This is a genomic window from uncultured Nevskia sp. (assembly GCF_903885465.1).
Classification (GTDB): Bacteria; Pseudomonadota; Gammaproteobacteria; order Nevskiales; family Nevskiaceae; genus Nevskia.
Genome location: NZ_CAISIQ010000300.1, coordinates 1 through 4,840, shown reverse-complemented (window position 1 = coordinate 4,840; position 4,840 = coordinate 1). Strand labels below are relative to the sequence as shown.

Here is a 4,840-nt window from a genome sequence, read left to right as displayed (position 1 = left end):
TCGGCGAAGCGCTGATGCGCTGTCTGCGTGCCCGCAACGTCGACGCCGTCGGACTCGATCGGAAGCCTTCTTCACATACCGATGTGGTCGGCTCGATCGCCGATGCCGTGTTCGTGCAGCGCTGCATGGCCGGCGTCGATGCGGTGCTGCACACGGCGACCCTGCACAAGCCGCATGTCGAAACCCACACGCGCCAGCAGTTCGTCGATACCAACATCAGCGGCACGCTGAACCTGCTCGAAGCGGCGGTACAGGCACGTGTCAGCGCCTTCGTGTTCACCAGCACGACGAGTGCCTTCGGCGCGGCGCTGACGCCGCCGGCGGGCGCGCCGGCCGCCTGGATCACCGAGCGGGTACGGCCGGTGCCGAAGAACATCTACGGCGTCACCAAGATCGCGGCGGAAGATCTGTGCGAGCTGATTCATCGCCGCAGCGGCATGCCCTGCCTGATCCTGCGCACCTCGCGCTTCTTTCCGGAAGACGATGATTCGGCCGACACGCGGCTGGCCTTCGTCGACGCCAATACCAAGGCCAATGAATTCCTCCATCGCCGGGTCGAGATCGAGGATCTCGTCGAAGCCCATCTGCTGGCGCTCGAGCGCGCCGCCGCGCTCGGCTTCGGCCGTTACATCATCAGCGCGACGACGCCGTTCTCGCCGGCCGATGCCGCCGAGTTGCGCCGTGATGCGGCGGCCGTCGTCGAACGCTATGTGCCGGGCTATGTCGACGAATACGCGAGACGCGGCTGGCGGCTGCCCGTGAGCCTCGATCGCGTCTACGACAACCGGCTGGCGCGCGAGGAACTGGGCTGGCATCCGCGCTGGGATTTCGCCTACATCATCGAACGACTGCGGACCAGCGACGATTTCCGCAGCGCGCTGGCGATCACCGTTGGCCGCAAGAGCTATCACGATCAACACTGGGACGGCGACGGTCCGTTTCCTGTGCAATGACGCCCCGATTCGAATACGCCGCGCCGTGGCACGGCGCATGCGTTCTGCGCACCATCCCGTCCCCGTTCCTGTCATCCCGGAAACCGAACCCCATGTCCCGCACCCTGCTGGCCGCCTTCCTGCTGGCCACCTCGCTGCTGCTGCCGACCAGCCACGCCGCCGAAACGCCCGCCAAGGCGACGATGCAGGGCGACGCCGCGCGACCCGCCAAAGCCGCACGCTGGCAGCGCGCCGAGCTGTACTTCGGCCTTGGCCGCAGCGACGGCAGCACCGCCGACGCCGATCGCGAACGCTGGCAGCGCTTCCTCGATGAGGAAGTGACGAAACGCTTCCCGGACGGCTTTTCGGTACTCGATGCCTACGGCCAGTGGCAGCGCCGCGACACCAAGACCATCGAACGCCTGAACTCCAAGCTGCTGGTGATCCTGTTCCAGGGCCCGCAGCACCGGCGGGACCTCGATGCACTGCGCGCGGCCTGGAAGCAGCGCAGCGGCGATGAGTCGGTATTGCTGACGATCACGCCGGCCGAGGTGTCGTTCTGATGAAGCGCTTCGTCCGTGGTGATCTCGACGGCTTCATCGGCCTGGCCCTCGACAATCTGGTGCTGCTGCTGTTGATTTCCGCGCTGTGCCGCTTCGTGCTCGGCTTTCCCGAAGCGCTGGTGCTGGGCACCGTGCTGCCGGGTGCGGCGGTGTCGCTGCTGGCCGGCACGCTGTTCTATGCCTGGCAGGCGCGGAGGCTTGCGGCGCGTGAAGGCCGTGACGACGTCTGCGCGCTGCCGTTCGGCCTGAACACCATCACCGTGTTCTCGTTCGTGTTCCTGGTGATGCTGCCGGCCAAGCTCGCCGCGACAGCCGCCGGCAGTGCCGATCCGGCGCGTGCCGCCTGGCAGGCCGGGCTGCTGGCCTGCTTCGGTACCGGCGTGATCGAGTTCGCGGGTGCCTTCGTCGCCGGCTGGGTGCGCCGGCACACGCCGCGCGCCGCACTGTTGTCGACCTTGGCCGGGCTGGCGCTGGCGTTCATCGCGCTCGGCTTTTTGATGCGCGCCTACGCCCATCCGCTGATCGGCATCGTCACCCTGGTCGTGGTGCTGATCGGCTACTTCGGCCGCGTGAAGCTGAAGGGCGGCCTGCCGGTCGGCGTGGTCGTGGTGCTGCTCGGCATTGCCCTGGGCTGGACCCTGGGCCTGGCGCCGACCGGCCCCTTGCCGCCGCCGCCGAGATTGTCGCTGCCGGTGCCGGTGATCGGCGCGCTGCTGGAAAGCCTGCGCTTCGACCAGTTCCTGGCCTACGCCGCGGTAATCGTGCCGATGGGCCTGATCTCGGTGGTCGGTTCGATGCAGAACCTGGAGTCCGCAGAAGCTGCCGGTGATCGCTACGACACTCGCTCGTCGCTGGCCGTCAACGGCATCGCCACCCTGGTTGCCTCGGTGTTCGGCTCCTGCTTCCCGACCACGCTGTACATCGGCCATCCTGGCTGGAAGGCGATGGGCGCGCGGGCCGGTTACTCGACCTTGTCCGGCGTGTTCATCGCACTGCTCTGCTTCAGCGGCACCATCGCCCATGTCGCCTGGGCGGTGCCGATCGACGCCGGCATCGCGATCCTGCTGTGGATCGGCATCGTCATGAGCGTGCAGGCGTTCGATGCCACGCCGCGCGCGCATTTCCCGGCCGTGGTCGTCGGTCTGCTGCCGGGGTTGGCGATGTGGGGCTCGCTGATGATCAAGGCCGGACTGCGCGCCGCCGGTGCCGGCAGCGAAGGCGGCCCCGGCATCACCGAAGCGCTGCTGCCAGCCTTCCATGCCGCGGACGTCTGGGCCGAAGGCGCATTCGCGCTCGAACAGGGCGTGGTGTTCAGCGCGATGATCCTGTCCGCAGCGACGGTCGCGATCATCGAGCGCAAGTTCGTGGTCTCGGCGATCTGGATGCTCGCGGCGGCAGCCTTGTCGGCCACCGGCCTGATGCATTCCTACCGCTACACCGGGGTCGATACCGCGCTCGCCCTTACGCCCGCCTGGACCTTCGTCTATGCCTATCTGGCAGCAGCCGGCGTGTTGCTCGCGGCGCGCTGGCTGACGGTGCCGGATGACACCGCCAGCTCAGGCCATTAGGGCGTGATCACACCCACTGAATCACCGCCCTCGGGGCCGCGCTCGGTCACTTTCAGCTCGACACGGCGATTCTCTTCTCGGCCTTCGTCGGTGGCGTTATCGGCGATCGGCTGGGTTTCACCCAGGCCCATCGCGGTCATCCGGCCGGCGGCGATGCCGCGTTCGATCAGGTACTGACGGGCCGATTGGGCACGCTGATCCGACAGCCGCTGGTTGTAGCTGTCGGAACCCTTGCTGTCGGTATGGCCGAGGATCGCGACCTTGATATCGGGACGCCGGGTCAGCGCTTCCGCCACGCCATCGAGCAGGGCCTTGGCGTTGAGCGTCAGCACCGATTTGTCGAACGTGAACTTGACGCCACGAAGCACGATCACGTCACCGATCTTGCAGCCCTCAAGATCCATCGCCTGACCCACCAGCGGCGCTTCGCAAGGCGGTGGCGGCGGTGGCGCGAGAGGCGGCGGCGGTGCCGGCGGCTCGATAACTTCGACGATCTGCACCGGTTCCACCGGCGCCACGGCCGGCTCGTGTTCTTCGCCGAAGTGATAGCGGATCGACAGCAGCGCAGCCTGCGATTGGTAGCGGGTTTCGACGTGGCTGTCCGGGTTGTTTTCCAGCAGGTTGAACTTGCCGCGTTCGCCGCGCAGGTAGCGGTAGTCCAGCGAAGCCGTCAGATGCTTGGTGAGATCGAAGCGGATGCCGGCGCCGCCCTGATAGGCGAGCACCACGTCGAAGTCGCCCTGCAGGTTGGAGCCGGCGGCGAACAGGCCAACGCTGTCGACGCCGGGATGGCGAATGTCGATGCGCGCCGCGCCGATGCCGCCGCCGATGTACGGATGAACCCAGCCGGACGGGAAGAAATCCAGCCACAGATTGCCCATCGCGATGTCGGCGTTTTCCTTGCCCTCGACCCGCTGCGAAGGGCTGCCGTCGATCAGATCGATCTTGTCGAACTCGTTGTGCCGGCGCGCCATTTCCAGCTCCAGCCGCAGGCCGCTGGTGAACGCGTAGCCGGTGAGCACACCGCCGATGTAATTGGTGTCGAAGCCCACCTTGCTGATCTGCGTGCCGTCGTCGACGGCACCGATGCCGAGCGGTGGATCGAAGCTGTAGAGCCTGAACTTCTGATCCTTGAGGAAGTTGGCACCGCCTTCGATGCCCAGGTACCAACCCTGGCCGGCAAGCGCGGCGCCCGGAAAAGACAGGGCCACGAAGGTCAGCAGCGTTCGTTTCGCAGCCTTGATGAGATTTGGCGCCATGGGTATCGCTCCGGTTGGTGATGCCGATGCCCCGGATACGCGGGCCGACAAATGACCGTAGTCGATCGAAACATCAGCCTCCGTTTGCTGGCGAACATAGCCGCCTGCCGCCCTGTGGTCGCGAATACCCCGGGGCAAGCGCTAGCGGATCGCCCCGCCCGGCCTCAGCCGCCGGCTGCGGTGAGCCGTTGCTCGAGCTCGTCGATGCGCGCTTCGAGCTGCGCGAGCCGCGCTTCCAGATCGCTGCGCGACGAGGCCGGCTCTGGCGCTGCGGCACGCATCGGCCGGGATACCGCTTCGCTGATCTCGGCGGCTGTCGGCGCACCGCTGAGCAGATGGATCCAGCGCGCCGCAGCCTGTCCCGGCAGCTTGCCCAGCTGCATCACGAACGGGCTGGCACGCTCGGCGAGATCGTTGAGCGCGGCCTGAATGCCCTCGGCATCCGGCGGGCCATTGAGCACGGCGGCATTGGCGCGCAGCTCGGCCGGGGTCTGCGGGCCCCGCAGCATCAAGGTCGC

Annotated in this window: 5 protein-coding genes; 3 read left to right on the top strand and 2 right to left on the bottom strand. The window is 67.2% G+C overall.

Annotated features, from left to right (window positions below):
- The 3 genes from QZY06_RS11610 to QZY06_RS11600 all read left to right on the top strand — a co-directional run.
- Positions 1–953 (top strand): NAD(P)-dependent oxidoreductase (locus tag QZY06_RS11610; RefSeq protein ID WP_295684382.1); only part of this gene is annotated, 953 nt, incomplete at its 5' end.
- A gap of 92 nt (positions 954–1,045) precedes the next feature.
- Positions 1,046–1,495, top strand: a complete 450-nt coding sequence (locus QZY06_RS11605) for a DUF3574 domain-containing protein (protein ID WP_295684380.1) — start codon at positions 1,046–1,048, stop codon at positions 1,493–1,495.
- The gene (locus QZY06_RS11600; protein ID WP_295684378.1) at positions 1,495–3,063 is read left to right on the top strand and encodes an NCS2 family permease; all 1,569 of its coding nucleotides are present in this window, start codon (positions 1,495–1,497) and stop codon (positions 3,061–3,063) included. The genes QZY06_RS11605 and QZY06_RS11600 overlap by 1 nt, the downstream gene beginning before the upstream one ends.
- Here QZY06_RS11600 and QZY06_RS11595 read toward each other — a convergent pair.
- Together QZY06_RS11595 and QZY06_RS11590 are read right to left on the bottom strand one after the other, a co-directional pair.
- The gene (locus tag QZY06_RS11595) at positions 3,060–4,322 is read right to left on the bottom strand and encodes an OmpA family protein (protein ID WP_295684374.1); all 1,263 of its coding nucleotides are present in this window, start codon (positions 4,320–4,322) and stop codon (positions 3,060–3,062) included. The genes QZY06_RS11600 and QZY06_RS11595 overlap by 4 nt on opposite strands.
- Before the next feature lie 164 nt (positions 4,323–4,486).
- The coding region (locus QZY06_RS11590) for a DUF480 domain-containing protein (RefSeq protein ID WP_295684371.1) at positions 4,487–4,840 on the bottom strand (354 nt) is incomplete at its 5' end.